Consider the following 24,453-nt stretch of genomic DNA (forward strand, 5'->3'; position numbering starts at 1 on the left):
GTCGGTATTGCGTCGGTATCGCGTCGGTGCCCGCGCGCCTCAGTCGAACACGATCACGTTGCGCTTGGCCGATCCGGTCCTGGTGTCGGCGATGGCGTCGTTGATCTGGTCGAGCCGCCAGCGGCCCGAGATCAGCTCATCGAGCTTCAGCCGCCCCTGTTCGTAGAGATCGACCATCCACGGGATGTCGCGGCGGATGACCGCCTCGCCCATCTTGGAGCCGACAAGCGCCTGTCCCATGGCGGCGAAATTGGCGGCCTCGTAGCGGCTCTCGGCGCCGCTATGGGGCATGCCGACCATGATCATCCGGCCCCCACCCGCGAGGTAGCGCGGCGCCTCGTCATAGGCGCGCGCGACCCCGACGGTAACGAGCACCGCGTCGGCGCCGCGCCCCATCGCCGCCTTGGCCGCGCGCCACGGCTTGTCCTCGGTGGCAAGCACGCCGTCGGTCGCGCCGAACTCGCGCGCGATGGCGAGCTTTTCGTCGTTCATGTCCACCGCCACGATGCGCCGCGCGCCCGCGATGCGCGCGCCCTGAATGGCGTTGAGGCCGACGCCGCCCGCGCCGATCACCACCACGTCCTGCCCTGCGCGCAGATGCGCCGCGTTGACGACCGCGCCGACGCCGGTGATCACCCCGCAGGCCAGCAGGGAGGCCGCCGCCATGTCGATGCCTTCGGGCAGTTTCACAACCTGGCTGTGATGCACCACAACCTTTTCGGCGAAGGCCCCGCAGGCCATGGCCTGATGCAGCTTGCCGCCATCCGTGGTCGTGAGGGGGCCGTGATCGCCGTCATAGGGCGTTTCGCATCCGGTGGGCCGCCCGCTGCCGCAGCTTGGGCATTGCCCGCAGGCGCGAATGAGGGTGACGACGACCGGGTCGCCCTCGTTCAGCCCGGTGACACCGGCGCCGATGCCGCGCACCCGGCCCGCCGCCTCGTGGCCGTAGACCGCCGGGAGCGATCCGCCCCAGCCGCCATCGGCATAGGAAATGTCCGAATGGCAGATCGCCACGGCGTCGAGATCGACCAGAACCTCGCCCGCCTCGGGGCCGCGCAGGTGGACGTCCTCGACGGTGAGCGGGGTGCCGAATGCATGGCAGACGGCGGCCTTGATGGTGTGCATGAATTTCTCCCTCGTTTTTTCACAGGTGACGGGGATTCGCCGGAGGGTTCAAGGGCAATTATGCGGGGGGTGTGGGGTTGGGATGGGGTGCGGGTTGGCCTTGAGCGGACATCGCACCCCGCTAGGAGGTGCCACGCGGTCGCAGGGCCGGGGACTGGCGATGCGACGGGTGTGGCGGGTACTTTATCCCAGCCAAGTCATTGCAACCTCGACACGTTGCGCGCCATATCAAATCGCCAGGCCGCGGGAAGGCGTCATGCCGGAGGCATGCCTCTGGCATGACGATCGCGCGGCACCTTCGGTGCGTTTCGCGCGGGATGCGGCACCGGCAGCAACAGGCCAATAATCCCAAACATCAGCGCTATGACGGCCCCGCGCGCAGATGTCCCGTGGCGGCGATGAAATCCCCAAGGCAGGCGGCATAATCGGCGGGTGCGTCCACGGGTGGCACATGCCCGGTGCCGCGCAGCAGGCAAAATTGCGAGCCGGGAACGAGATCGACGGTTTCACGCACCAGATCGGGCGGGGTGGAGCCGTCCTCTGACCCGGCTATCCCGAGGGTGGGGATGCGCAACCCCGAGGTGGGCGTGTAGAAATCGGTGCCCGAAATGGCGGCGGCGCAGCCCGCGTATCCCTCGGGGTCATGGGCGCAGAGACGCGCGTACCACGGCAGATGGTGCCCGGCCTTGACATAGGCGCGGGGGAACCACCGCTCGCAGGAGCCTTGGGCGAGCTCTTCCATTCCGCCGGGGCGGCGGGCGGTGGCGATGCGCTCGGCCCAGATCTCGGGCGTGGCGATCTTGGCCCCGGTGTTCGAGAGCACCAGTGCGCGCACGAGGTCGGGGCGTTTTACGGCGAGCCCCTGTGCCACCATGCCGCCGATAGAGAGACCGACGAACACCGCATCGCGTAAGCCAAGATGATCCATCAGCCGTTCCGCGTCACGGATCAGCGCGCCCATGGAATAGGGCGCGGGCGGGGTGGAGGATTGCCCGTGCCCGCGCGCGTCGTAGCGGACCACGCGCAGGCCCTCTGGTAGCAGCGGCAGGATCTTGTCCCACAGATGCGTGCCGGTGCCGAGCGCATGGGCGAGCACGAGGGGCGGGCCTGTCGGGGTGCCCTCGTCGAGATAATGCAGGGTGACGTCGTCGAATTCCACGAAAGGCATCTTGCGTCCTTCAGGCAAAGCGGCTCAGGGCCATCTGAAAGACATCCGCATCGACATTGCCGCCTGAAATGGTGCAGATCACCGCGTCGCCCTCGATCTCGTCCGTGCGGAAGAGGGCTGCCGCGAGGGCCACCGCGCCGCCGGGCTCGGCCACCAGCTTGAGCCGGGCAAAGGCGAGCGCCATGGCGTGCAGCGCCTCGTCTTCGGTGACCACAAGGCCCGGACCGCAGAGGCGGGCCATGATGGGAAAGGTGATTTCGCCCGGTTGCGGCGTGACGATGGCGTCGCAAAGGCCGGTCGCGGTTTGCGCGTTGCGCATGATCTGGCCCTGGCTGAGCGAACGGGTAGCATCGTCAAACCCCTCCGGCTCGCAGGGGCGGGCGCGCAGGCCGGGCGCGTCGGCCTCGAGCGCCAGGGCAATGCCCGAGGTGAGGCCGCCGCCGCCGCAGCAGACCAGCACATCCGCCGTCTCGATCCCGAGGGCCGCCGCATCCTCGGCGATCTCAAGCCCCGTGGTGCCCTGGCCTGCGATCACTTGGTGGTCGTCATAGGGCTTGATCAGGGTCAGGCCGCGTTTGGCGCTGAGCGTGGCACCGATGGCATCGCGATCCTCGGCCGCGCGATCATAAAGCACCACCTCGGCGCCGAGGGCGCGTGTGTTGTCGATCTTCATGCGCGGCGCGTCCCTTGGCATGATGATGACGGCAGGCACGCCGAATTCGCTGGCGGCGAGCGCCACGCCCTGCGCATGGTTGCCGCTGGAAAACGCGATCACGCCATGGGCGCGCATATCAGCGTCGAGCGCAGAGATGGCCGAGCGCGCGCCGCGATACTTGAAGCTGCCAGTATGTTGCAGGCATTCGGGTTTTATAAACACGCGCCGCCCGGCGATCTCATCCAGAAAGGGCGAGGAGAGCAATGGCGTGCGGCGGGCATGGCCTGCGAGGCGGGCGGCGGCGCTGCGGATCATGGTGATATCGGTCATCTTGTCTGGTCCAGAAGGGCGCGGATTGCGGTGAGGGATTGGGTCTCATCGAGAAACGGCACGTGGCCCCGGTCAGGCACGGTGGTGGCGATCATGTCGGGGCGGCGGTCCTGCATCTTTTGAAAGGTGTCCTTGCTCAGCAGGTCGGAATTGGCGCCCCGGATGGCGGCGAGGGGGGTGTCCTTCAGCGCATCGAAGAGCTGCCACAGGTCCGGGGCCTCGCCCGCACCGGCCTGACCGACGAGCGCGTCGCGCAGCCGTGCGTCATAGCGCAGGCCCAGCCCGCCGCCGGGCTTCTCAAAGAACATCGCCTCGGCCTGCGCGCGCCAGCGGGCCAGCGGCACGCCGTGAAAGGCGCGCGCGTTGACATGGGCCAGCGCACCGCCGGCGGCGTCGAGATCGGGCAGGTCGGGTGCGCGCCCGACATAATCCATGATCCGCTCGATGCCGATGGTCGTGACCTCGGGGCCGATATCGTTGAGCACCACGCCTGCGAGCCGGTCAGGGGCGGTGTGGCCGAGGGCCATGGCAATGAGACCGCCGCGCGAGGTGCCGATCAGGGTGACGCGGTCGATGCCGAGATGATCGAGCAACTCGACGGCATCCTGCGCCTCGCGCAGGATGTTGTAGGACATGAAATCGGGGGCGTGATCAGATTGCCCGCGCCCGCGATAATCCATGCAGATCACCCGGTAGCCCGAGAGGTGCGGGGTGAGAAAGCTGAAATCCGCACTGTTGCGGGTGAGGCCCGCGAGACACAGGATCGCGTGGCCATGGCCTGCATCGGTGAAATAGAGCGACAGCCCGTCGGAGGTGGTGAAATGCGCCATCAGCCGCGCGCCAGATCGGGAATGCCGGAGAGGTCGGTCAGCTGCCGGTCGGGGGCGGCGGGCAGGCGGTCCACGGGATCGCCCGCGCGGTTGACCCAGACGGTGTTGAAGCCATACCCGGCGGCGGCGCAGGCGTCCCAGCCGTTGGAGGAGACAAAGAGCACCTCTTCGGGGGCGCAGCCGAAGCGTTGCCCGACAAGGTCATAGACCACGCGGGCGGGCTTGAAGATACCAACGCTCTCGACCGAGAGCACATCATCGAGGAGCGCGCCGATGCCCGCCGATTTCACCGCCCCGTCAAGCATGTCGGGCGCGCCGTTGGACAGGATCGCGGTGTGCTGGCCGGCCTCCTTGAGGGCTTTGAGCATGGCGGGCACCTCCGGGTAGGCCTCCAGTTCCCAGTAGAGTTGCAGCAGGCGTTCGCGCAGCTCGGCGTCATCGCCCAGACCTTCGGCCTCGAGCGCCCAGTCGAGCCCGTCCTGCGTGACCTGCCAGAAGCCCACATGCTCGCCCGTCACGGCGCGCAGCCAGGTGTATTGCAACTGCTTGAGCCGCCATTTCTCGGCGATGGCCGGCCAGTGGCGGGCGAAGGTCTCGCGCCCCGGCTCGGACGCGGCGCTGCGCGCGGCGGCGGCCACGTCGAAGAGCGTGCCATAGGCGTCGAAAATGCAGGTGGTGATCGGCATGGTATCCCCTCTTGGGTGCGAGTGCGGGCGGTTTCGCGCGCAGACTGGCATGGACGGGGCGGGGGGGAAAGGCCTCATGCGCACACGGCAAAGTGAGCGGCCAAGGATCGGTTTGCAAATCCGGCTATGGGCGGTTACGATTCGCGCCAGCCACACAAGCACCCGCGCGACCGGCGCGGCCTTGCAAACTCACCCTCCCCAATATCCTAACAGATTGGAACAGCCATGACGCAAGTCAAATCGGGCGATACGGTCCGCATTCATTATACCGGTACCCTCACGGACGGTCAGACATTCGATTCCAGCGAAGGCCGCGACCCGCTGGAGTTTACCGTTGGGTCCGGTCAGATCATCCCCGGTCTCGATGCCGCGATGGAAGGCATGGCCGTCGGCGAGAAAAAGACCGTCGAAGTGCCGGCCGATCAGGCCTATGGACATCCCGATCCGAGCGCGCATCAGGCTGTGCCGCGCGCCGAGATTCCTGAGGATATTCCGCTCGATCTGGGCACCCAGTTGCAGGTGCAGACGCCGCAGGGGCAAGTGATGCCGGTGACCGTGGTCGAGGTGACCGAGGAGCAGGTCGTACTCGATGCCAATCACCCGCTGGCGGGCAAGGATCTGACCTTTGCCATCGAGCTGGTGGATATCACCTGATCCCGCTTGCAGGTTTGAAAGAGTGCGCGCGCCGGGCCTTGTCCCGGCGTGTTGCGTTTCGTGGGTGGCCTTTTGCTGTCGTTGGCGTGAGCCGCGCATCGACGGGCCGCGGTACGGCGTTCCAACGCCTGTTCGGCAGAATTTTATCTCTGCAAAGTCGGGAAAACATCCACGCGATGCGCAGGTTGCAGCCAAATCGCCGTGCCGTCGGGGCGGCCCGTCGATGCGCGGCGGCCTTCGGCCTTGATTCCGCGCCGGGACTGCTGATCGAACGGCAGGTCAAGGCCATTTCCGACGCAATCAACACCGCTCGAACACTGACGCGCATAAAATCTGAAACTCTTTCGCCCCCCGTGTCGTGCCTTCCCCTGACCCTCGGCCATACCGCCGGGGGCATTGGTATCCAACCGAGGAGACACGACATGACATCCAAGACAATTTTCGCAGCCACCGGCGCGCTTGCCCTGACCGCCACCATGGCGCTTGCGGCGATGGATAACCCGATGGTCGGCGGGGCGGAGATGTATCCCGAGCGGAACATCATCGAGAATGCCGTCAATTCTGCCGATCACGAAACGCTGGTCGCGGCGGTCAAGGCCGCTGGCCTCGTCGAGACGCTGCAGGGCGAGGGGCCGTTTACCGTGTTCGCGCCCACCGATGCCGCCTTCGGCATGCTCAAGGACGGCGCCGTCGAGGCGCTGCTCGAGCCCGAAGCCAAGAAACAGCTGACCCAGATCCTGACCTGCCACGTCGTTGGCGCCGATGCGATGGCCATGGCGATCAAGGGCATGATCGACGATGATGGCGGCATGCATATCGTGCCGACGCTCGGCGGTTGCGAGCTCAAGGCGACCTATTCGGGCGACAAGATCATGCTCGAGGACGAGCGCGGGCGCGTGATCAACGTCACCATCGCCGATGTGAAACAGTCAAACGGCGTGATTCACGTGGTCGATCGGGTGATCCTGCCGCCGCGTCCCTGATCGCGAGCCAAATCCACAAGGCCCATTACCCGGACGGGGTGGCGCGCAGCGCCGCCCCGTTTTCACGCGTCGAGGCTGGCCAACTCGCCCAGGGTCTCGGCATCGAGAATACGCACCACGCCCCGATCCAGCGCCACGATCCCGCGCCGCGCCAGCGCATCGAGACGCCGCGAGACCACCTCGCGCGCGGTGCCGATCATCACCGCGATCTCGGCATGGGTCGCCTTTAGCGTATCGCCCTCGGCGCGCTCCAGCAGGCATTGCGCCAGCCGCGTCTCGATCCGTTGAAAGGCGACGCGATCCAGCAGGTGCATCATGGATTGCAGGCGCTGCGCGAAGGCGGCGAAGACGAATTTGCGGAACACGTCCGAGAGATCCATCAGGTGCAGGAAGGCGTCGCGCGGCACCAGCACCAGTTCGCTGTCGCGGCTCGCGACCGCCTCGCCGGAATAGTCCTCGCCGCCCATCAGCCCGAGGGTGGACTGCACGCAGCTTTGCCCCGGCTCCACCGCGTAGAGCAGCATCTCGCGCCCTGACGCGCCGGTCAGGAACACCTCGACCCGGCCTTCGAGCACGATCACGAACCCCTTGACCGTCTCGCCGGGGTGAAACAACACTTGCCCCGCGGGCACGCGCATCGGGATCAGCCGGTCGAGCAGGGCCACCGCGTCGGGCTCCAGCACGGGCAGGCCGGGGGCGCGCGCCACCCAGCCCATCAGCCGCGTCCGCGCGTCTCGAATCGCGGCAGCATGGCCGAGAAATCACGACCCTTGCCGTCTTCTTTCTCGACGAAGTCCGCATAGAGATCACAGGCCGCGCGGCCTATCGGCGTGTCGGCATCGACGGCCTCGGCGGCCTGCTGCGACAGCCGCAGATCCTTGAGCATCAGGTCGGCGGCAAAGCCCGGTTGATAGCCGTTATCGGCGGGTGATTTGGGGCCGATGCCGGGGGCCGGGCAATAGGCGTTCATCGACCAGCTATAACCCGAGGAGGTCGAGACCACGTCGAACATCGCCTGCCGCTCCAGCCCCAGCTTGTCGGCCAAGGCAAAGGCCTCGCAGGTGGCGATCATGGTCGCCCCAAGGATCATGTTGTTGCAGATCTTGGCCGCCTGCCCGTTGCCGGATGGGCCGCAATGAACCGCCTTTTGCCCCATGATGTCAAAGAGTTCCTTGGCGATATTGAACCCCGCCTCGTCGCCGCCCACCATGAAGGTCAGCGTGCCGCCCGCTGCGCCGCCGACGCCGCCCGACACCGGTGCATCGAGCGCCGAAAGCCCTGCGGCCTGCGCCTGCGCGGCGACGTCGCGCGCGCTTTCGACATCGACGGTCGAGCAGTCGAGTAGCACCGTGCCCGTCCCCATCGCCGGGATTATCTCATCCGCCACCTTACGCAGGATGTCGCCATTGGGCAGCATCGTGATCACCACGCGGGCCTCTTTGGCCGCGGCAGCGGCGCTGCCTGCCATGCGCAGGCCCTCGATCTTGACGTCGGCCATGTCAAAGCCCGTCACCTCATGCCCGGCCTTGGCCAGATTGGCCGCCATTGGCCCGCCCATATTGCCCAGCCCGATGAACCCGATCTTCATGTCACTCCCTCCCTTTCGAATGTCAGCGCGTCCGCCCCGAGGGGCGTCAGCATGGATGCGACCGCCGTGCCCGGCAGGCTGTCCAGCGCGTGTTGCCAATGCGGATCACGGTCCTTGTCGATGATCGCGGCGCGAATGCCCTCCAGGAAATCGCCCGTGTCCATCGCACGATAGGTGAAACGGTATTCAAGGCCAAGCGCGCGGCGGATATCCGCGCCGGGGCCGCGCAGCCGGTGGACCATCTCGACCGCGCAGGCCATCGACAGCGGCGAGCCGCGCGACATCGCCTTGAGCGCCTTGGCGGTGAAGTCGCTGTCCTCGGCGCGCAGGGAATTGACGATATCGCCCAGACGTTCGCCGCCGAAATGTGCGGCGACCTGTGGCTCAAAACTGCGCAGACTGCCGGTCGGAGGCGTCTCTGTGGCGGCGTCGATCACCGCCGGATCACCCGTTTCAACCAGCGCTGCGATCAAGTCTTTCCACGTCAGCTGCGGCACGTAAACATCTGCAAAACCGCCATATATCGCATCCTCCGGCCCCATGCGCGTGCCGGTGGTCCCCAGATACTCCCCCATCCGCACCGGTGCCCGCGCCAGCAAGAGCGAGCCGCCCACATCCGGCACCAGCCCAATGCCGCATTCGGGCATCGCCACTTGCGTGCTTTCGCAGGTGACGCGGTGCGACCCGTGGCACGAGATGCCCACGCCACCGCCCATGACAAAGCCCTGCATCAGCGCCACATAGGGTTTCGGATATTCGGCGATCTTGGCATTCAGACGATATTCATCGGCCCAGAACCGCCGCCCATAGGCGAAATCCCCGGCACGGCCGGTGTCGTAAAGCTGCTGAATGTCGCCGCCCGCGCAAAACGCCTTGTCGCCCTCGGCGTCGATCAGCACCAGCGCCACCTCCGGGTCGTCGCGCCAGTCATCAAGCGCGGCCTCGATGGCCATCGCCATGTCGTAACTCAACGCGTTCAAGGCCTTGGGCCGGGTCAGGGTGATGCGCCCGGCGCGGCCGTCCTTGCGAATATGGATATCACCGCTCATTGGTCTGCCAGCATCTGCCGCGCCACGATCAGGCGCATGATCTCGTTGGTGCCTTCGAGGATTTCATGCACGCGCAGGTCGCGCACCAGTTTCTCGATCCCGTAATCGGCGAGGTAGCCATAGCCACCATGCAGTTGCAGGCACTGGTTGACGATGCGGCTGCCTGCCTCGGTTACGAACGTCTTGGCCATGGCGCAGAACTTGGGGGCGTCGGGTGCCTCATGGTCCAGCTTCCACGCCGCCTGCCGCAGAAAGGTGCGGGCGGCCTGCAACTCGATCTCCATGTCGGCAAGGCGGAATTGCAGGCCCTGAAACTGGTCGATCGGTTTGCCAAAGGCCTTGCGCTCGGCCATGTAACTCAGCGTCATGGTGAGTGCCTGCTGTGCGGCGCCCAGGGAACAGGCCGCGATATTGAGCCGTCCGCCATCCAGCCCGTTCATCGCATATGTGAAACCTTTCCCCTCTTCACCGACCAAATCATGTGCGGAAATGTTGCAATTGTCAAACTGCACCTGTCGCGTCGGCTGGCTGCGCCAGCCCATTTTATCCTCCAACCCGCCATAGCTGAGGCCCTTTGTGCCGTCCTCGACATAGACCGTCGAGATCCCCTTGGGGCCGTCGCCGCCGGTGCGCACCATCACCACGTAGGCGTCTGAATACCCGCCGCCGGAGATGAATGCCTTGGTGCCGTTGAGGGTGTAGCCCTCATTGGTGCGCTCGGCGCGGGTCTTGAGGGCGGCCGCGTCCGAGCCAGAGCCGGGTTCGGTCAGGCAATAGGACAGCACCGTCTCCATCGTCATCGCCTTGGGCAGCACCCGCGCCTTTATGTCGTCCGACCCGAACTTGTCGATCATCTTGGCGCACATGTTGTGGATCGACAGAAACGCCGCGACCGACGGGCAGGCCATCGACAGCGCCTCGAAGACCAGCGTCGCATCGAGCCGCGACAGCCCTGCGCCGCCCGACTCCTCGCTCACGTATAGCCCGCCAAACCCGAGGGCGGCGATCTCGGGCCACAGCTCCTTGGGAATGGTGCCGTCGCGCTCCCACGCGCGGGCATGCGGCGCGATGCGGTCCTGTCCAAAGGCATGGGCCATGTCGAAAATGGCGGTCTGTTCCTCGCTGAGGGCAAAGTCCATCACGGGCTCCTGTTCGCTGAAATGAACGCTTGTTTAATTAGCAACTATTGCAGAACTGTTGCAAGGCGCAACACCCTTGTAGCGTGACACCGAAGTTTACAGTGAATTACAGTGAAGATTACAGCAACCGATTTTTAAAGAACGGGTACTGCAGGGCCCTTTAACGGGCCGTTAAAACCGTGCCGCCAGGTCGGTCACCCCGGCGGGCACATCCGGCCAGACCGGATTGTCGCCGGTCTCGATGGCATCCCGGCATTCGGCCTGCATCGCAGCGACCCACCCCTTCCACGCCTGGGCCAGCATCAAATCACCGTCGCGCAGACCCGACACCGTAAGCGCGTCCGCGCGTGCCGCGCCATCGAGCATGGCCGCCGTGAACACAATGCCTGCCTGCGCGATGTTCATTTGCGTGGTCTCGGACCCGACCGAGAGAATGCGGTCGCGACACTCAGCCTTGATCATTGCCGCGCGCTTGGCGCTTGCCTGTGCGGCCCTATGCTCGGGTGTGATAATTTGCGTGAAATCAATCAGCGGCATTGTCGGTCTCCATGTCATAGGGCGGCAGGCTCACCGGACCATCCTCGGTGAGTGTGATTGCGTCGGCGGATCGCGTCTCGTGAGGGGTATTCGCGCCAAACGGCAACAGTACCCCGTGAAAATGCAAAACGCCCCCGATCCGCTCGACGGGACCGGTGATAAACTCGCTATCCACGGCCTCCGGAGGCAGGGTTGCCCCCTCGGGTAGAGGCGCAAAGTCATAATCCGCGCCGTTGATCGTGAGGACGTCGCCAGAGCGGGTCAGCGTGAGCCGCGTGTTGTGGCGAGTTGGTATCAAATTGATGTTCATGAGAGTGTTCCTATTCCCAGAGGCCAACCATGTGGGCTCGCACCGATCGGCCCGTGACAGACGCCGGAGCAAACACGGTAATCTCTGCAGTCGAGCCACCGGTTACTCGGATTGTGCCGAAGTGTGTTTGCGAGTTGGCCAGTGATGTCAATCCTCCGGACATCGTGTCGTTCCCGCCGGTGAATGACGCAGGCAGGTTCCAGACAATCGGGGTCGCATTTCGATAGAGCGAGCCCGTCGCCGTGGTGACATCGACGCTGTCGAAATCTGGAGAGCCACAGACCTGCAACCCGTTTGGCAGTCGCTGATACCAGCCGTTTGGCGTTGAGCCAAATTCCCCGAAGTTCTCCGAGTTGTAGACCAACCTCCACGGGCGCCAGCTCATCGGATCAAAACTGCCGGAGCGCCAGTAAAGCTCTCCGCCCTGACTGACGATCTGGGTGATGCTTTCGCCAGTGGAAAACGTCCGCCGCAAGACCATGCAGGTGCCATTATAGGCGGTTGCCGCCGCGCCGAGCGGCCCGTTGGCGAGGTCGGTCAGACCAAGGGTCCAGATCCCGCCCTCTACCAGGTCATCGAAGTCGCTCCACCCGGCGTCATGCTGGCGCGGCGCGGCACCAAGGATGCCCCCTGCACCTGTCAGCATGACCCGGCCGACCGCCAGATCTCCGTTGCTCGACTGCACCCCGGCGCCGCCGAATGACGGGGCCTCAAGCACCTTGGTCGCCGCGATCCTGTTGGCACCGGGCCGGTAAAATCCGGTGTCGATATCATCGGCAAAGGCCAGCCCCGGTTCGGACAGGGTACCGTCGTCAAACCGACCCGCCAGCGCGCCGTCCTGTGCCGCGCCGAGTACTGTCACTACCTCCTGCACCGCCTCGATCAGCCCGTCACGCACCGCACCGAGGTTGGCGATTGCGTATTCGGCATCGCTGATCGTCGTGCCCACATAGGCGCTCGCGAGCGTGATCGAAGTGTTGCTGTTCACCGCCTGCACTTCGCCAATGATCTCACGGTCGTGCACCACCATCATACCGGGCGCGGCATTGGCCACCCATGCCGTGCCAGAGCCCGTCAGGTCGGCAGTGCCGTTGGTGACACTGATCGTGCCCGTTCGATACCAAAGTCCCATTGTATCCCTCTCATTTCAGGTCTGGCCTGTCGGCCCTTTTTCACGTTGCGCAGCCCATTGCGGGCTGGCGCGATAGATCACCGCCAACGATATCGCAGATTACCCCACAGAATGTTTTCATCCAGGATCTCGTCATCCTTTACGGTAGCGACCCCACTTGAGGCCTGTCGGAATATCCAGGCTTCGCTCTCAGCTGCGTTTGTGCGCAGATATAAGTCATTGCCCGGTACGGAGAGCGCGCCATCACCATTGTCTACGGCAAGGGAGCCAGTGACGACTTGCGTAGGAAACATGTCCGCAGGAAAGCCTTTAAGCAGCACGTGCTCCGCTCCGGTTGTGGATGGCCACGTGGTTATCGTCAGCTTAAAGTCCACTTCAATGAACGGCCCCATCACCAAATAGTACGCGTAATCGATGGTAGTGGTGATGCCTGTTCCACCCGACGTGCTGCGTTCGATCAGCGGTGACCAGGGGGCGGCATGATGAGGGGAGTCAACCTCATCGCCATCAAAATTAGTACAATCCTGCAGCTTGACCTGCCGGATGGGGTCAGACGCAGAATACAGGTTCGAGACGTTCTGAATGATTGCGCCACTCGCTATGAGCTGTGCCCAAGGTCCCCCAGTGCCCCCCCTCTGCAGCTGGAATGTTGCGGTGGTAGCAGAGTTGTGGGGCACCCGCGTGCGCGGCAAAAGGCTCGCGACGCAGCCCGGGTTGAGGACAAACGCGTAATCCCCCGTCGTCGGGATTTCCGAGGACACAGCGGGTATGGTCCCCTCAAGCATGACGCTGGCGGTATTCTCCAATACACCCAGGTTCCGGCCTGTGACTGCGACGTTGGTGTAATCCGCATGATCCACGTCGGCATAGTCGAGCAGGGATCCCTTTTCAGAGCCGTGGAAACTCGCAACGAAGCGGTCTACGGTCGTACGAAGGTCCAGCGTGACCGTGCCTGATGCGACATCTGCCAAGAGCGGCGTCACCTGTAATTCCGTAACGCCCTTTTTAATGAACTCTGTCGCGGTGACCGGCTGCACCCCCACAAGTATCTTGTCCCCTTTGGAGACATTCTCAGAGAACCCGCTTGCCAGGGTGATTGTCGTGTCGCCCTTTGTCGCCGCCGACCCAAGGGTGCTAGTGTAGGTCGTTCCGGTGATCCGCACACAATAGTCGGTCTGAAAGTCCTCCCCATAATCAACAGCGCTACCAAGTATGGTCGTGTTGCGACGGTTTTCGACGCGCAGCTCAGCCGTGCCTGACATGAGATTGAAGGACACCTGACCGTTGCCAAATTCGATTTCCAAACTCGACTGATCCGCACCGGTTTCCCATACTGTCCCGAAGTCACAATTTCCGTGGATCCCGAAACCCCGGATGGCCGTGCTTCTGATACCGTAGCCCGCGATGCCACCGCTCGTATAAACCCCAAAATTTGTGCTGTCGGTGTTTAGCAGCTCAAATGTGCTCGAGGTGACGTTCCGTACAACATAACTGTTGCCATTCAGATCGAGCATACCCACCACATCATCAATCGAAATGCGCTCGTCGTTCGAGAACCCGTGACCAGGGGCGGTGACAACCGCCGGATTTGCATTCGTGACCCCGGTGATCGCCGGCCGCTTCTCGCTGATACCGATCCAAGCGCCGTCAAATTTTACATCGAGGGCCAGCTGATCAACCTTTTTAATACTGGTGCCGTCGTACTCGTCCCACTTCGACGTCCCCTGAGACGTGACAAGGATACATTCCTCACCCCATAGCGTTTCGCAGTTTCGCGCATGGATAAAGCCAAAACGAATACCTTTGCCCGGCAACCCAACCTGATCGGCCACGGTGAATTTGTCTGTGTTGTCCCCCGCGAGGATCAGCACCGGCATGCGCACGCCGTCGCAGGTAAAGCCCCTTATATCGTGCATAGCCACCGCGGATAACCCAACCACCCGAACGCAGCCCGAAATCGTGCCGTTCCAGCGCAGCGTCACATTGCGCGCGTGGTACGTGCCGGTGGGCTCGAGCTGCGAATTGCCAGTGCCGTTATATCCTGACCAGTGAGACAGGTACTTATAAGAGGATCGGACGTTAGACGTAGTGTACGACCCGAGCCGGATGAAGGCCCCGTCGATGTTGTGGATGGCGGAAACCTCGGGCGACGGATAGCTGTTCTGCCCTGGTACGTCGGCAGCGAGCGTGATTTTTACATCGATGTAAAAGCCGGTTTTTGTCGTTTGCGGGCTGTTTGAAAAGAACTCCCCGCCGATCCGAATGGCGTTGCCTTCGTCCCCTCGGTTGGCCTCCTTGCCCGCTGTGTTGTGCTGCATGATGATATTGACGCCCGTCAGCTTGTTCCGGTTCACAAGCTCAAAACCGCTTTCGCGCTCTCCGAAATCAAGCCAGACGGTGTTTGCAAAATTCGTTGTCCAGACGAGGGCAGCGCCGTCCGGGAAGGAAATCTCGCCGGTCAAATACAGGTCTGAACGGCAGTGCACGATGCCGAGCCCGACGGACACTGCATAGTCCAGGGCAGCGCGGATCCTGGCGCTGTCGTCTGAGCCCGTAAGGCGCTCCGGCCCCTCGCCGTTATCCTCCCAGGTCAGATTACCTGCAGTCCCGAAATGATCGTCGTAAATCGGGCCGAGCGGCACAAGGCCCGGCAGGTCGCCGATTGCCGTGGCACCTGTCAGCCCTTTGTACGTCAGACCGTCGATCATGTATGTCTCACCGGTAACCGGCGTGACGCCCGCCGCGATGTAATCGGCCCGCGAGTTATACTTTTGAATGGTGCGGTCTTGTGCGTCGTTGAGCGCATCGAGCGCCTTTTGCACGGCCGCAGTCAGCCCGGTGCGTACCCCGCCGAGATTGGCTATTGCATATTCGCCGCCGCTGATTGTCATGCCTGCATAGGCGATGGCGAGCGTAATCGAGGTGTCGCTGTTGACCGCCTGCACCTCGCCAATGATCTCACGATTGTAGACCACCATCATGCCGGGGCTGACATTGGCCACCCACGCCGTGCCAGAGCCCGTCAGGTCGGCAGTGCCGTTGGTGACACTGATTGTCCCCGCTCGATACCAGATCCCCACGGCTGCCCTTTCAGTTACTGTCCGGCCTGTTCGGCCATACGATTTCGGAAGAGTGCGTCACGTCCTCGGTCACGTCGCGCAGCGCCTGCCGGTACGCGACCCATTCCGCCCGCGCGGTGGCGCCCATCTGGACATCGGGCAATTGTGTCCAGTCGCAGGACGCCAAAAGCTGATTTCGAATACGGCGTATCTCCTCCATCAGACTAACCCTGCGATTGATTTTTCCTCGGTCCACATCTCGGTACCCACGTTGACGGTGACGGCGACGATGCCCGAGCCGTTTGTCGCCACCCGCGCCTGCAGCGTGTATGTGGTTGACGTGGCGCCGGAGGTCGTGCGCTGCTTGATCCCGAAAAATTCCTGGATGACCTCGCCCGGCCGAATTTCCCGCTTGAGAGATGGCACACCAAGCATCGGCACGCCGTCGCGCAGGATGCGGTACTCCAGGACGTTCGCCGCCGCCGCGTTACTGCCCTCGACCTGCATTCGCAGGAACAGGACCATGTTTTTATCCACTGACCGGCTTTGGTGATTGGCTATGTGTGTGAGCACCGTGCTGTAGGCCGTGCCGAGGGCACCGCTATCCGTGCTTCGGCGTGAGTTGCTGATCTCGCCGGTCGCGTTCAACCCGATAATCTGCTCGGTCACGGTCAAGCGGCCCACAACAATCGTGTCCGCAAAAAGGTCATCAAGCACTGCTGTGTTTATCTGCGCGACCCCGGTGATCTGCACATAATCCGCCGCGATCCGAAACGTGCTGGTCGGCCCAGCGTCTACGCCGTCCGCGACACTCACCGCCTCCAGTACGTTCTGGCCATTCAGACGCCAGACATACCCAGATGATATTCCGTCAGCCGTCGCCTCGGCAAACGAGGTTGCCGTGGCCATCGCTTCGAGATCACCGTAACTCGCGCTGATCTCCTGATTGACCGCCGCGACCGCGCCCGACGCGGTGACACGGGTAGCTTCGACATTAGTGACCCGCGTAGCCACAGCACCAATATCGCTAGTCAGCGTCGCGCCCAGCTGCTGCCGAGCCGATGCCTCGGCGCTGTCGCCGTCTGCTCGGGCTGTTTGCTCTGCCGCGATCGCCGCGTCGTTGTCACCAACTTGCGCGGAGAGCGCATCAAGAGATCCGGCCAGGGCGCTGTCGCCGTCTGCTCGGGCTGTTTGCTCTGCCGCGATCGCCGCGTCGTTGTCGCCAACTTGCGCGGAGAGCACATCAAGAGATCCGGCCAGGGCGTTGTCGGCACCGGCGCGGGCGGTGGCCTCTGACGTGATCGCGGCCGCGTTATCGTCCGCCGCGGCCTCGACCGAGACGATCCGGCTGGATAAGGCATCATCAGCAGTGGCGCGCGTTGTCGCTTCCGAGGTGATTGCAGCTGCGTTGTCGTCGATCCGCGATGCCTCGGTCGCGATCGCACTGGTAAACGCCGCGTCCGCATCGGCCCGGGCGATCTGCTCAGACACAATTTGAGCCTGCGCCGCATCCACTTGTGCGGCCAGCGTCAAACGCTCGCTCGCTTCGGCCTGCAGCCCCTCTGATACCGTGGCATTCAGCTCGCGCCGACCAGAGGCCGCCGCCTCGCGCACCGCCCGGCCATCCAGCCAGGACCGCAGCATGCCCTCCGCAACCGCATCATCTGCGGTTTTTAGCTCATCACGCAATAACCGCTGGTCAGACACCGCAAATGTGATGCCAGACCCGTCCAGGGTATCGAGCTGCACTTCCGCATCGGACAACCGGGCCTCGGCATCATTGAACTCGCTCTGGTTGACCGTGAATGAGAGATCACCCTCAACGCTGTCCAGACGCCCCGTCACCTCGGTCATCGTGACAAGGCCCTCGTCAACCGTCAGCGTTTCCGACAACAGCGTAAGAGCACCCTCTGCAGCGTCCAGGTCGACTTCGACATCAGAGACCCGCAACTGCAAGTCTGTCAAAGAGGCCAGGTCGGCGTCATCGAGTTGCGCAGCGGCGATCGCGTCGTTCACTTCGGAACGACTGGCCTTCAAGGTGACCGTAGCCGCGAGGGCGTCAAAACTGGCCTCGACCAAAGACTGGCGATCTCGCGTTGCCTCGACGCCCGCGATGCGCACTGACCCAGTCTCGGGATCAATGTAAATGCCAGCGTCCGTCATGCGACGCGACAGGCCAAACTGGTCTATATCCAACTCGACCAGACGGTCCTCAATGTTGCGCACTGCCTCAGACACATCACGTATCTGCGGTAGCTCAAAAACCAGCCGCTCGAACAGCGTCTCGCGAGGTGGCACGTTTATATTGATTGGCGCGATGTTCTGCTCGATCTCGGACAGAAGGTCCGCGACAGACTGTGGCATTTGCGCGTCGCCCAACACCGCATCATGCCGATCGAACGCCGTGGTGATCTCATCGCGCAGCGCATCCGACAGATCGGCCTGAGTGAGACGCACGTCGCCCGTTGTCACGAACACCCAGGCGGTCCACTGGCCGCGCCGGTTGTCGGCCAGTGGCTTGGCGCGCACGCGCAGGTTGGTCGCGGGCGAGACCGGGCGGATGATCATCGAGCCGCGTTCCACATCAAGCACCGTGCCGCTCCAGACCTCTTCCTCGCTGGCGCGCAGCTGGCATTCGATGGCGATGCCCTTGATGGTTTCGGCAATCTCGCTGGCATCCCAGAATACCGCGACGGCGGGCCGACGGATCGTGTCGTCTTCGTTGGAGACCACGGTGGCGGCGGTCGTGAAGCCGGGAAGGCCCGCATCGGTCGGTATTGGCACGGGCAGGATCGAGGTGCGGTCCGGGATCTCGAGATCGGGATTGATGACAAAATCATCCGGATCGCGCTCGCGCAGGGTGGCGACGGTCACGAACCTATGCGGATCGAGGGCGATTTCGGCGACCTCGAAGAGCTTGTCGGCGTAGTCGTTCCACGCGCTGGTCACGGAGACAGTGTTGAGCGGTCGGAGATTGGCATAGTCAGGGGGCAGCGGCCAGGCGTGCTGTCGCCAGCGGCGCTGATCTCTCAGCACGTCCTCCGCCAATTGTCCCGCTTGCGCAGGTGAGAAAACCGCCGGCAGTTCGAGCTCGAACGTGCGCTGCGTGCCGTCGTCCTCCTCCCAGTCCGCATTTCGGATCAGGTCGATCGGCTTGCCGTTCCACAAGGCACCGGGCGAGACAAAGGTGGCCGAGACCCTGTTGTAGATCTCCATGAGCTCAGGAAACGGGTCTTTTGTTGCGTCGTCCGTGACCAGAAGATCGTCATCGGTGATCTGCGCCACCGCGAAATCCGGCGCCCCGACCTGAACGTAAAAGAACCCGCCGAACTCGGCGATCTGGCCGTTGCACGCGGCCATGAGCTCTTCGAGCACGTCAAACGGTTCATCCTCGGCAAAATGTATCTCGAAGCCGCACTGATATTGCCTGCGCCCGCTAACGTCGATGTCGCAGGTCTCCATCCCGGCCACCCACGACGCCAGAGGGACATCTTCGGCCTCCGCGTCGCCCCCCCAGGTCGAGCCGTCCGGCAGTGCGATGCCGCGTACAATGTTATACGATATGACGATGGGGTTGCGGGTCTGTTTCCAGGTCGCCGGGTCGGACCATCTCTGGGGGCCGTCACCGCCGACCGTGCTGTCTTCGCGCGGGTCGTAGAATGGAATACCGGAGATCTCGAACCGGAGCTCGGGGGCGCCGTTGGGAAAGACCTTGGCGCTCACAAGATTGGTTATGACCGCGTAGGCCACGCCGGTGTTCACATGCGCCTCGGTCCAGGGGGTTACGGGGTCCTCTGAATACTTGGCGACGAGCGTCGGGTCGGCGGCGGTTTGCGTGCCGTCATAGAACCTGATCCAGGCATGATCCTTGCCAAGATCGCGCTTGGCGATGATCGGCAGGCCATAGTCGGGATGCTCTTCGTCGCCAAGCTCGGTATAGGCCCCGTCGATCATCAGGCGGCTCAGCGTCACGCCGGGCAGGCCGCTCACCTCTATGACCGTCTGGTAGTAGCGGTTATTCTTACCATGGCTGTTGTGATAGATCAGATGGCCCTTGGTGGCATAGACGCCGATGATCGCCGTTTCGCTCTCGATCGCCCCGCGCGTCGTAACCGTGACCTGAAGCCCGGCGGACGTGTTGCGGCCCTTTCGCAAGCGGCGCTGCTGGATGAGGTTGAGGCCAATGGCCGCAAAACCCTTCAAGAGAGTTCCGAGCAGCGCAGACCCTTTAACGGCTGTAAAGATAGCCGTTACAATTCCCGTGAGCGGGTCGGCCGCCGCCGGGCCCGCGGATGCGACCACGAGAAATGCTATCCAGGCCAGTAGCGTCATGGACGGTAGACCCGTATTGCGCGATCAAGCGGCACGGCGGTAATTCCGTGCGGCATTTGCAGGGCATGGATATGCCCACCGCCGACGATCCCAAACGCTTCCCATCCGTTCTCGTTCACGGTGACGACGTCCCCGGTGCGGGCCTGCATCCAGCCCGCGCCCTCCAGCAGATAGGGGCGCAGGACGTCGGAGGGCACGGCAAAGCCATCCCGGGATAGCGCGGCGCGCCCCTCATCGAGCGTGGCGTAGCGCCCGCGCCATGAGGCTCCGGGGTCGTCATGGCCACAGGCCACGATCCAGTCGGCCACAAACATGGCACAGTCACTGCCGCCGGGCCGGAAGCGTCGCCCGCGTCGCGCCTCGAGAAAGGCGCGAAGTATCTGGGCCCGGTCCGTCATTTACCGCGCTCCTCGGGGGAAAGCCGTGGTGGTGGCGGAGGCGGCTCTGTGACCACCGACGCCTGCCCCCAGGGGATGGCGCGGTCGCCGATGGCATCGGCGTATTCGCGCGCGCGGTCATTCGGGTCGCGCAGGCGCAGCGCGGCGTCGGATTTCAAAAGCGGTTGCTTGAAGGTCAGCGCGCGCGTGGCCGACGAGATCACCAGCTCGGTACGTGACTGATCGCCGATCTTGCCAAGCGTCTCGGGTGCCCGCTCCAGCCGTCCCTAGATGATGCGGCGCGGATCCGATAACGGCGCGCCGGAATTGATATCCATCGGCTGCGACCAGACCCGCACGCGGGCTTGCGCCGCCTGATAGATCTGCAACGCGAGTTTCACCTCGTCGAGGAGCGGCGGGAGAACGACGCGATGCCGGCGCACTTCGAGGCCGATGCCGGCACGAATTGGCGGTACCTCAATGACCGCACCGGCGCCCAGAAAAAAGTGCTCCACGCCGTCCACGGTGAAGGTCTGGTGATCGTCACCGGTCCAGAGCCCCATTGGAACGATCTCGCCGGTTTCGCGGTTGCGGGGCTCGATCAGCAGGAGGATCTGCCCGTCGGTGCCACGGCGTTCGGCGAACTGGTCAAGCTGCTCGGTGTCAAAGGCCATGGCTCACCTCAATGTCTGTTGCCAGGTGAAACTGCCGCCCTGGCTGACGCTCGAGCGGCCGGGCCCGGGCTTCCAGCTCAGCATCTTGGCCTTGCAGGTGGGCCAGGCGAGTATGACGGGGGTTTCGAGCGCCACGCCGGGCCGGATGAAGGGTGTCACCTCAAAACGCGCCGTTTCGCCGACGCCGTTGGACGTGACGGTCGCATCGACGATCCGGTGGAGCGCATAGCGTACCGGGTCGGTGAGATACTGCCATCCCAGCAATTGGCCGCGCCGAAGTGTGAAGTTCGCAGGCAGGCCGCGCAGGCTCAGTTCCCGGTTGCCCGGGATCAGGCTCTTGATGGTGACGGGCTGGGTGTCCCAGTCGATCTGGGTGGGGTGCGCAGGATCCTGCGGCGGGGGCAATCGCCGGTCATAGACCATGAAGGAGGCTCCGGGCTCCAGCAGATGTTCGATGAGCGCGCTCTGCGCGGCGATATCGGCGTGCTCCGAGCGGCCCAGCGTCACCTCGCCCTGCCACAGGCGTGAGCCCCTGCGATGTGCGATCACGTCGCCACCGCCGGTGATCGACGGAGACAGGTCTGCGGGCAGCCCGAAGGTGGCGGTCTCAAAGCCCAGCAGGTCGATGAAGCCCTCGGGCGGTATGGGCCAGACTTGCGGTGCCATCAGCCACGGCCCCTTGGATCACGGTTGATGCTCTCGACCCGCTGCGGCAATTGCTGGGTCGCGAAATTGTCAACGACGTCGAGGGCAACGTCGCGCGCCGTTTCCTCGGCCACGATGCGAAAGAGGTCGCTTGGCTCGACCCGAAGGCGCGTCATGCCGCCGTCCCGGCCGCCACCGCGCGGGCCAGCGCCGGGCCGCGCGTCGAACGATTGACGCGGTAATGGCAACCCGCCCCCGGCGAAGCCCGGAATGACGGCGCCGGCATTCATTGCCTCGAGCACCGGCCGGTTCCGGGCCGTCGCCTCGCCCGTCATGATGAATTCCCCGGCGCCGATCTTTGCCAGGATGCTGTCGGAGCGCGCAGTGCCCGACCCCAGCACGATGCCGGGACGGCTCTCACGCGGATCACCACCCCCGGCCAGCGCGAGCAGCCGGGCAGCGGGCAAACCCCCATCCGCAAAGCTCAGCAGCGAGCCGCCCGAGAACAGCTCTGTCACGTCTCCGATCCCGCCAAACAGGCCGCCGAGGAGCCCGGTACCGCCACCGCTGCCACCGCCTCCGAACAGGCCGGCGAGGGGGCCTTGACCGAGAAGCAGCGCTTCCTTGGCGGCGCGGATGACCGCGTCGCCGATCCCGTCCCAGATGTCGCGCAGGCTCCGCGCGTCGAGCAGGACGTCGTTAAGGGTGTCCTCGAACTCCGCCTTGCGCTCCATCGCGGCACGCTCTGCCTCATGCGCCTCGATGGTTGCCTCGATTTCCTCACGCTGTTTTGGCGTCGCGGCGGTCAGTTGTTCGCGCAGGCGGATCATCTCGCGCTGAACCGGGTCGCTTTCGCGCAGGGCCTCGATTTCTCGCTGCTTGGTGGCGATCAGCCGGTCGATGTTCTGGCGCTCGCGGTCCACCGCGTCAGCCGAGCTGCGGCGCGTGCCGCCACGGCCTGACCGGGTGGGCCGGGACTGCTGGTTGAGGCGCGCGATCTCCCGGGCACGCTCGATGGCGGCCTGACGCTGACTGTTGAGAAATACTTCTTCGCCAGGATTTTCAAAGCCGCCTTCACGTATCGGGGCCGCGTCCCGATCGAATTCGAGGGCCCGGAGTTCTCCGGCACGGGCAATCGGATCGTCCCGGAACTCGGCATTGATCCGCGCGCGGGCGAGGTTGAACTCGTCCGAGTTCTGCAGCTCTATCAGCGCGCCCACCGCGCCACGCACCTCGGCAGAGAGCCGCGCGGCCTCGTCGGCGGCGGCGCTGATCGGACCTGTCAGATCCGTCGTCGAGATCTCGAAAAAGGCTTGCGCGGCCTCGCGCGCCTTTTTCTTGAGCTCCTCCGACGCTTCGCTGGCCTCGATCTCCTCGAGCTTGGCGTCGCGTGCGAATTGCGCGCGCAGCCGCGTCACCTCGGCGCTGTCGGCGCCATGGCGCGCGATGGCCTGGGCGATCGCGTTCTGCTCTTGCTGCGTCGCCAGCATGTCCCGCATGGCGGCATTCGCGCGCAGCTGCTCTTCGGTGCTCTCGGTCACGGTGGCGAGAAAGCTCAGCATCTCCTCGGTGCGTCGGTTCTCGGCCGGGTCTTGCTTTTGCAGCTCGATGACGCGGGCGAGCTCCAGTTCCTGCTCCTGAAGGAGCCTGAGGTTCTCGTCCTCGGCCGGGCTCCGGCGGCCCGAGGCGACGGCGGCGCGATCGTAGCTTTGGATCAGCGCCGCCAGCGCCGCCTGCTGTTCTTCCAGCGTGCCCTCGGCGGCAAGGCTCAGGTCTGCGAGATCGTTGAGCACCTCTTGCACGAGCTGCCGGTTTTGTCCCGTAAACCGTCCGAACAACCCCTCCGCAAGCTCGAATTGGCGCGCAAGCTGATCGCGGGCATTATCCGCAAAGCCGGCATCCATTGCCGAGGATGGCAGGGCAGGGTTGCGCGCCGCTATGACAGATTGAAGGTCGACGTCGGTCTCATCGAGAAAACTGGTGATCGTCGCCGTGGCCTGACGCCCTGCGAACCGCTGCTCGGCCTCGACGATCCGGTCGAGGAGGTCCTGCGCGCGGTCAACAAAGCTGTCGCCAAACTCCTCGGCCAGTTCCACCCGCGTGCGCGAAGCATCCTCGATCCGCTCTCGCAGACTGTCGACGCTGTTGCCAAGTTCGTCGACGCCCTCGGCAAAGCTCTGGGCCTCATCGGTGCCGGAGTTGAACCAGTTCACCACCGCCGCCGTGGCCGCGATCGCGCCGATGGTGATCAGGTTGATCGGGCTCAGCATCGACAGGATCGCGCCGCCCAACGCCCGGAACGCCCCCGCTGCCCCGAGCGGGCCGATCTCCTGGGTGATCTGCGTACCCTGTTGCAGGGCCAGTTGCAGCGGGTTCTGCCCGGCTGCCAACATGGTGATGACGTCGTTGCCCTGGGCGACAAGATTGCCCATCGAGCCCGCCGCCAACCGGTTGGAGGCGGCCACGGCCCGGTTGGAGGCGGCCGCGGCCCGGTTCGCGGTCGCCATCCCCTGGGCACCCGTCGCATGCCGCGCGAAATCGTTGTTGAGCCGGTCGAGGGCGGTGTCGTACTGGCCTGCGGTCAGCGCCCCCAGACGGTGCGCGCGGTTCAGCTCCGAGAGCTCGGCCTCGTAGCGTTGCGACAGGGCGAACATCGGATCGAACCGCGCCCGCAGCTGATCCATCTCGGCCGACATCGCCTGGGCACTGTCCTCTGCGGAATTCAGGCCGCGCGTTACCAAGCCCATGCTGCGCTCGATATCAGTGCCTGCCGCGCCAAGCGTCCTGAGATCGCGCGACGTGGCCTTCGCCGCCGTGCCGGTGGCCTTAAGCTGCGCCTTGGCCTGCTCGGCATCCATGAGGATCTCGCCCTGGACGCGGAATGTCATCTCAGCTCTCCCTCATTGCGGCCACCGCCGCCCCTTCGATCACCTGGACCTCGGCCCAGAGCCCGGGGGTCACCGTGATCCCGCTCATCTCCAGCCCGTCGCGCGCGGCGCCGTAGTCGAGGCCGATCACGCGTGCGCCCGCCAGACCGGCAGAGACGGTGCGCCACTGGTTGCAAATGGCCAGGAAGGCTCGAACGGCCGGGGCATTTTGCGGCCAGACACCATGACCGGGCGGCTCGCGACGCAAAAGCCCGGGGTCGATGCCCCAGAATGCCGCCTCGTCGTCATGGTC

At 64.4% G+C, this 24,453-nt stretch carries 23 protein-coding genes; 2 read left to right on the plus strand and 21 right to left on the minus strand.

All coding sequences use genetic code 11. From position 1 onward, the window contains the following. Nucleotides 1-39: 39 nt before the first annotated feature. The 5 genes from Q0X85_RS13350 to Q0X85_RS13370 form a co-directional block, all read right to left on the minus strand. Entirely contained in the window at nucleotides 40-1,125 is a 1,086-nt protein-coding gene (locus Q0X85_RS13350) for a Zn-dependent alcohol dehydrogenase (protein WP_297772615.1), read from the minus strand. Nucleotides 1,126-1,486: 361 nt separating this feature from the next. Beyond that, entirely contained in the window at nucleotides 1,487-2,293 is an 807-nt protein-coding gene (gene pcaD / locus Q0X85_RS13355) for a 3-oxoadipate enol-lactonase (RefSeq protein ID WP_297772618.1), read from the minus strand. A gap of 10 nt (nucleotides 2,294-2,303) precedes the next feature. Beyond that, nucleotides 2,304-3,278 (minus strand): threonine/serine dehydratase, encoded by a 975-nt coding sequence (locus tag Q0X85_RS13360; protein ID WP_297772621.1) that lies wholly within the window; start codon nucleotides 3,276-3,278, stop codon nucleotides 2,304-2,306. Further along, nucleotides 3,275-4,108 (minus strand): alpha/beta hydrolase, encoded by an 834-nt coding sequence (locus Q0X85_RS13365; RefSeq protein ID WP_297772623.1) that lies wholly within the window; start codon nucleotides 4,106-4,108, stop codon nucleotides 3,275-3,277. Before Q0X85_RS13365 ends, Q0X85_RS13360 begins: the two co-directional genes overlap by 4 nt. Beyond that, nucleotides 4,108-4,794, minus strand: coding sequence for a haloacid dehalogenase type II (locus Q0X85_RS13370; RefSeq protein ID WP_297772626.1), 687 nt, complete (start codon nucleotides 4,792-4,794; stop codon nucleotides 4,108-4,110). Before Q0X85_RS13370 ends, Q0X85_RS13365 begins: the two co-directional genes overlap by 1 nt. 225 nt (nucleotides 4,795-5,019) lie before the next feature. Between Q0X85_RS13370 and Q0X85_RS13375 the strand changes: the two genes are divergently transcribed. Together Q0X85_RS13375 and Q0X85_RS13380 are read left to right on the plus strand one after the other, a co-directional pair. Then, complete coding sequence (locus Q0X85_RS13375; RefSeq protein ID WP_297772629.1) at nucleotides 5,020-5,448, plus strand: peptidylprolyl isomerase; 429 nt, start codon at nucleotides 5,020-5,022, stop codon at nucleotides 5,446-5,448. A gap of 422 nt (nucleotides 5,449-5,870) precedes the next feature. Then, complete coding sequence (locus tag Q0X85_RS13380; RefSeq protein WP_297772632.1) at nucleotides 5,871-6,431, plus strand: fasciclin domain-containing protein; 561 nt, start codon at nucleotides 5,871-5,873, stop codon at nucleotides 6,429-6,431. Between the two features lie 62 nt (nucleotides 6,432-6,493). Here Q0X85_RS13380 and Q0X85_RS13385 read toward each other — a convergent pair whose 3' ends face one another. The 16 genes from Q0X85_RS13385 to Q0X85_RS13460 all read right to left on the minus strand — a co-directional run bounded on the left by Q0X85_RS13385 (nucleotide 6,494) and on the right by Q0X85_RS13460 (nucleotide 24,408). Beyond that, a complete protein-coding gene (locus tag Q0X85_RS13385) occupies nucleotides 6,494-7,147 on the minus strand; it encodes a Crp/Fnr family transcriptional regulator (protein WP_297772634.1) in 654 nt (217 codons plus the stop codon). Further along, a complete protein-coding gene (gene mmsB, locus Q0X85_RS13390; RefSeq protein WP_297772637.1) occupies nucleotides 7,147-8,019 on the minus strand; it encodes a 3-hydroxyisobutyrate dehydrogenase in 873 nt (290 codons plus the stop codon). The genes Q0X85_RS13385 and mmsB overlap by 1 nt, the downstream gene beginning before the upstream one ends. Beyond that, entirely contained in the window at nucleotides 8,016-9,068 is a 1,053-nt protein-coding gene (locus Q0X85_RS13395; RefSeq protein ID WP_297772640.1) for an enoyl-CoA hydratase/isomerase family protein, read from the minus strand. Before Q0X85_RS13395 ends, mmsB begins: the two co-directional genes overlap by 4 nt. Further along, on the minus strand, nucleotides 9,065-10,207 hold the full coding sequence (locus Q0X85_RS13400; RefSeq protein ID WP_297772642.1) for an acyl-CoA dehydrogenase family protein: 1,143 nt from the start codon (nucleotides 10,205-10,207) through the stop codon (nucleotides 9,065-9,067). Before Q0X85_RS13400 ends, Q0X85_RS13395 begins: the two co-directional genes overlap by 4 nt. A 171-nt stretch (nucleotides 10,208-10,378) precedes the next feature. Next, nucleotides 10,379-10,744: a hypothetical protein gene (locus tag Q0X85_RS13405; RefSeq protein WP_297772644.1), complete on the minus strand. Its 366-nt coding sequence runs from the start codon at nucleotides 10,742-10,744 to the stop codon at nucleotides 10,379-10,381. Then, a complete protein-coding gene (locus Q0X85_RS13410) occupies nucleotides 10,731-11,054 on the minus strand; it encodes a hypothetical protein (protein ID WP_297772646.1) in 324 nt (107 codons plus the stop codon). Before Q0X85_RS13410 ends, Q0X85_RS13405 begins: the two co-directional genes overlap by 14 nt. 10 nt (nucleotides 11,055-11,064) lie before the next feature. Beyond that, the gene (locus Q0X85_RS13415) at nucleotides 11,065-12,186 is read right to left on the minus strand and encodes a hypothetical protein (protein ID WP_297772649.1); all 1,122 of its coding nucleotides are present in this window, start codon (nucleotides 12,184-12,186) and stop codon (nucleotides 11,065-11,067) included. A gap of 77 nt (nucleotides 12,187-12,263) precedes the next feature. Continuing rightward, nucleotides 12,264-15,266, minus strand: a complete 3,003-nt coding sequence (locus tag Q0X85_RS13420) for a ubiquitin-activating E1 FCCH domain-containing protein (protein ID WP_297772652.1) — start codon at nucleotides 15,264-15,266, stop codon at nucleotides 12,264-12,266. 10 nt (nucleotides 15,267-15,276) lie between these two features. After that, nucleotides 15,277-15,465, minus strand: coding sequence for a tail fiber assembly protein (locus Q0X85_RS13425; RefSeq protein WP_297772655.1), 189 nt, complete (start codon nucleotides 15,463-15,465; stop codon nucleotides 15,277-15,279). Then, a complete protein-coding gene (locus tag Q0X85_RS13430) occupies nucleotides 15,465-19,448 on the minus strand; it encodes a hypothetical protein (RefSeq protein WP_297772657.1) in 3,984 nt (1,327 codons plus the stop codon). Before Q0X85_RS13430 ends, Q0X85_RS13425 begins: the two co-directional genes overlap by 1 nt. A 125-nt stretch (nucleotides 19,449-19,573) precedes the next feature. After that, nucleotides 19,574-19,975 (minus strand): hypothetical protein, encoded by a 402-nt coding sequence (locus tag Q0X85_RS13435; protein ID WP_297772660.1) that lies wholly within the window; start codon nucleotides 19,973-19,975, stop codon nucleotides 19,574-19,576. Then, complete coding sequence (locus Q0X85_RS13440) at nucleotides 19,972-20,178, minus strand: hypothetical protein (RefSeq protein WP_297772662.1); 207 nt, start codon at nucleotides 20,176-20,178, stop codon at nucleotides 19,972-19,974. The genes Q0X85_RS13435 and Q0X85_RS13440 overlap by 4 nt, the downstream gene beginning before the upstream one ends. A 63-nt stretch (nucleotides 20,179-20,241) precedes the next feature. Next, nucleotides 20,242-20,628: a hypothetical protein gene (locus Q0X85_RS13445; RefSeq protein WP_297772664.1), complete on the minus strand. Its 387-nt coding sequence runs from the start codon at nucleotides 20,626-20,628 to the stop codon at nucleotides 20,242-20,244. 3 nt (nucleotides 20,629-20,631) lie between these two features. Further along, nucleotides 20,632-21,294, minus strand: a complete 663-nt coding sequence (locus tag Q0X85_RS13450; protein WP_297772667.1) for a hypothetical protein — start codon at nucleotides 21,292-21,294, stop codon at nucleotides 20,632-20,634. Further along, nucleotides 21,294-24,161: a phage tail length tape measure family protein gene (locus Q0X85_RS13455; protein ID WP_297772669.1), complete on the minus strand. Its 2,868-nt coding sequence runs from the start codon at nucleotides 24,159-24,161 to the stop codon at nucleotides 21,294-21,296. Before Q0X85_RS13455 ends, Q0X85_RS13450 begins: the two co-directional genes overlap by 1 nt. A gap of 1 nt (nucleotide 24,162) precedes the next feature. Continuing rightward, complete coding sequence (locus tag Q0X85_RS13460; RefSeq protein WP_297772672.1) at nucleotides 24,163-24,408, minus strand: DUF1799 domain-containing protein; 246 nt, start codon at nucleotides 24,406-24,408, stop codon at nucleotides 24,163-24,165. Nucleotides 24,409-24,453 lie beyond the last annotated feature (45 nt).

The sequence above is a fragment of the uncultured Roseovarius sp. genome, assembly GCF_947259555.1.
Classification (GTDB): Bacteria; Pseudomonadota; Alphaproteobacteria; order Rhodobacterales; family Rhodobacteraceae; genus Roseovarius.

Coding starts and splice junctions, on each gene's coding strand:
- Q0X85_RS13350 (WP_297772615.1), bottom strand. CDS start 1,125: ATGCACACCATCAAGGCCGCCGTCTGCCATGCATTCGGCACCCCGCTC.
- pcaD (WP_297772618.1), bottom strand. CDS start 2,293: ATGCCTTTCGTGGAATTCGACGACGTCACCCTGCATTATCTCGACGAG.
- Q0X85_RS13360 (WP_297772621.1), bottom strand. CDS start 3,278: ATGACCGATATCACCATGATCCGCAGCGCCGCCGCCCGCCTCGCAGGC.
- Q0X85_RS13365 (WP_297772623.1), bottom strand. CDS start 4,108: ATGGCGCATTTCACCACCTCCGACGGGCTGTCGCTCTATTTCACCGAT.
- Q0X85_RS13370 (WP_297772626.1), bottom strand. CDS start 4,794: ATGCCGATCACCACCTGCATTTTCGACGCCTATGGCACGCTCTTCGAC.
- Q0X85_RS13375 (WP_297772629.1), top strand. CDS start 5,020: ATGACGCAAGTCAAATCGGGCGATACGGTCCGCATTCATTATACCGGT.
- Q0X85_RS13380 (WP_297772632.1), top strand. CDS start 5,871: ATGACATCCAAGACAATTTTCGCAGCCACCGGCGCGCTTGCCCTGACC.
- Q0X85_RS13385 (WP_297772634.1), bottom strand. CDS start 7,147: ATGGGCTGGGTGGCGCGCGCCCCCGGCCTGCCCGTGCTGGAGCCCGAC.
- mmsB (WP_297772637.1), bottom strand. CDS start 8,019: ATGAAGATCGGGTTCATCGGGCTGGGCAATATGGGCGGGCCAATGGCG.
- Q0X85_RS13395 (WP_297772640.1), bottom strand. CDS start 9,068: ATGAGCGGTGATATCCATATTCGCAAGGACGGCCGCGCCGGGCGCATC.
- Q0X85_RS13400 (WP_297772642.1), bottom strand. CDS start 10,207: ATGGACTTTGCCCTCAGCGAGGAACAGACCGCCATTTTCGACATGGCC.
- Q0X85_RS13405 (WP_297772644.1), bottom strand. CDS start 10,744: ATGCCGCTGATTGATTTCACGCAAATTATCACACCCGAGCATAGGGCC.
- Q0X85_RS13410 (WP_297772646.1), bottom strand. CDS start 11,054: ATGAACATCAATTTGATACCAACTCGCCACAACACGCGGCTCACGCTG.
- Q0X85_RS13415 (WP_297772649.1), bottom strand. CDS start 12,186: ATGGGACTTTGGTATCGAACGGGCACGATCAGTGTCACCAACGGCACT.
- Q0X85_RS13425 (WP_297772655.1), bottom strand. CDS start 15,465: ATGGAGGAGATACGCCGTATTCGAAATCAGCTTTTGGCGTCCTGCGAC.
- Q0X85_RS13435 (WP_297772660.1), bottom strand. CDS start 19,975: ATGACGGACCGGGCCCAGATACTTCGCGCCTTTCTCGAGGCGCGACGC.
- Q0X85_RS13445 (WP_297772664.1), bottom strand. CDS start 20,628: ATGGCCTTTGACACCGAGCAGCTTGACCAGTTCGCCGAACGCCGTGGC.
- Q0X85_RS13450 (WP_297772667.1), bottom strand. CDS start 21,294: ATGGCACCGCAAGTCTGGCCCATACCGCCCGAGGGCTTCATCGACCTG.
- Q0X85_RS13455 (WP_297772669.1), bottom strand. CDS start 24,161: ATGACATTCCGCGTCCAGGGCGAGATCCTCATGGATGCCGAGCAGGCC.